Below are 2,223 nucleotides of genomic sequence, written 5' to 3'. Positions count from 1 at the left end.
CGTACCGCTCCACCCCGCACCGCGACCGCACCTCACGCCTCCCCAGCCTCGCGACTCCCTCCGCTTCGCTCCGGTCGCCGCGTCCCTCGCGCTCCGTCTCGCGCCCTCGCGGGCGCTCACCGGCGCGCCACCGCCTGAATCGATCATTGCTTGGACTGTATTGAGCGACCGAGGATCACTGGTTTTCGAGGGCGTCGAGGATGCACGCGGCGGCGATCACCGCCTCTTTCGGGACGTTGCTGGCGTCGTCGATGCTGACCGTGTAGGTGTCCCGCAGCGAGAACTGCCCCTCGATGTCGCCGACGTGGGCGCCGTCGGCGTCGAATATCTCGTATTTGTTCGGGACGAGGTTCGCCACGGAGACGAGGTGTCGGAGCGCCGAGAGGAGCTTGCTCTTCGACCGGATGGTCGCCAGCGACTCGCCCGTGTCGGGGTCTCGAATCGTCCAGTTTTCCACGAAAAGCGAGAAGTCCTCGTCGAGGACGACGACCTCCTCGCCGGTGCCCGCGTCCGTGATGGCGTAGTTCCCGGCGATGTCCATAATGCCGCCCGCCTTCACCGTGAACGCGTCCTCGTCGTCACCGGTGACGAACGGAAACTCCTCTTTCATCTTGAACAGCTTCTGTTTCCCGCGCAAGACGACGTCGCCGGTGCTGTCGCGGACGACGTACTTGTTCCGGATCGCCGACTGCTTGACCTCGTAGCGGTCGTCGTCGAGCGCGACCGTGGAGATGTCGTAGGGGGTCGACGCCGATCCGAACGCGGAGGACTCAGTCATGGATCACTGGTGGCCCACGGTCGGAGATAAGCCTTCTGCTCAGACCGATATGTCGTCCGATGACCATCGATTCGGGAATCCGGAGCACATCTCAGAAAGACGGAGAGGAGCGCGGTGAACCAGCGACCGATGGAGAGTAGAGTGGGTCGGAGCGATGCAGTAGCACCGAATATTTAAGAGAACTGAAATCACATCTTCGAGTGGAGGGACACTGTCACACGCTCCCTCCTCCCCTTACTGCGGATCGCAACCGAGCCGTCGCGACGGTGGCGAACGGTCGACCGGGCCCGCGTCGCGGGCGGGACGAGCGCCCACGTTCCGCTCACTCGACGATCTCGTCGATCAGCTCGCGGGCGCTCCGACGGACGGCGGCGTCGCTCTCGATCGACGGCTCCCAGCCGAGGGCGACGAGCTTCTCGATCGACAGGCGCATCTTCGGGACGTCGCCGGTCCAGCCGCGGTCGCCGCCGGTGTACGCGTACGCGGGGTCGACGCCGAGCTCCTCGCTCACGATGTCCGCGATATCGGTGACGGAGGTGGTCGTCCGGGTGCCGAGGTTGTAGACGTTGTACGCGTCGTCCGCGTGCTCGACGACGTGCTGGATCGCGTCGACGCACTCGGTGACGTGCATGTACGACTTCTCCTGACGCCCGTCGCCGAGGATGGTGAGCTCGCTCGGGTCGTCGTCGAGCTTCTCGATGAAGTCGGGGATCACGTTCCCGCGCTGGTGGGGGCCGACGATGTTCGCGAAGCGGAACACCCAGGCGGTGAGCCCGTAGGAGTGCGCGTGCGTGGAGATCAGCCCCTCGTCGGCGAGCTTCGAGGAGCCGTAGATGGAGATCGGCTCCAGAGGGCCGTAGTCCTCCGGGGTCGGCCGCGGGGCCTCGCCGTACACCGTCGAGGAGGAGGTGAACGCGATCCGGTCGACCCCGACCTCGTGCATCCGGTCGAGGACGTTGTACGTCATCGCGGTGTTCTCCTCGAACAGCTCGCGGTCGTCGTCGTAGTTCGTGTCCGTGTACGCGGCGAAGTGGAAGACGACGTCGAGGTCGGGGGAGAGGGCCGCGGCGACGTCGTCCGGGTCGGTCATGTCGGCTTCGACGAACTCGGCGCCGTCCGGCACCCGGTCGCGCGCCCCCTTCGAGAGGTCGTCGGCCACGCGGACGGTCGCGCCGCGGTCGAGCAGGCTCGCGGCGAGGTGGCTCCCGACGAGGCCGGCGCCGCCCGTGACGAGCACGTGCGAATCGGCGAGATTCATACGCGTTCCTGCGGCGGTGGCGAATAAGTACGTGTGGAATCGCAACGGAACACGAGCCGTCGGTTATAACCCGCGCCGCTCGCGTGGCGTCGGTCTCCAACTCCCCAGCTGCTTGCTCGTGAATCGCTGCTGGCGCAGTGAACATCGCCATAGCGCCAGCCGACCGCCCCCGCACCTCACGCCTCCC

The 2,223-nt window shown here is 66.4% G+C and carries 2 protein-coding genes; both read right to left on the bottom strand.

Annotated elements, in window-relative coordinates:
• Positions 1 to 175: 175 nt before the first annotated feature.
• Positions 176 to 778, bottom strand: coding sequence for an LURP-one-related/scramblase family protein (locus tag GJ633_RS15960; RefSeq protein WP_156589563.1), 603 nt, complete (start codon positions 776 to 778; stop codon positions 176 to 178).
• Positions 779 to 1,100: 322 nt separating this feature from the next.
• On the bottom strand, positions 1,101 to 2,036 hold the full coding sequence (locus tag GJ633_RS15955; protein WP_156589562.1) for an NAD-dependent epimerase/dehydratase family protein: 936 nt from the start codon (positions 2,034 to 2,036) through the stop codon (positions 1,101 to 1,103).
• Positions 2,037 to 2,223 lie beyond the last annotated feature (187 nt).

It is taken from the genome of Halorubrum sp. CBA1125 (assembly GCF_009742825.1).
Taxonomy (GTDB): Archaea; Halobacteriota; Halobacteria; order Halobacteriales; family Haloferacaceae; genus Halorubrum.
This window is presented reverse-complemented; position numbering and strand designations above follow the sequence as displayed.

Bases quoted from the DNA above. Each gene is read 5' to 3' on its own strand.
- GJ633_RS15955 (WP_156589562.1), bottom strand. From the start codon at position 2,036: ATGAATCTCGCCGATTCGCACGTGCTCGTCACGGGCGGCGCCGGCCTC.
- GJ633_RS15960 (WP_156589563.1), bottom strand. From the start codon at position 778: ATGACTGAGTCCTCCGCGTTCGGATCGGCGTCGACCCCCTACGACATC.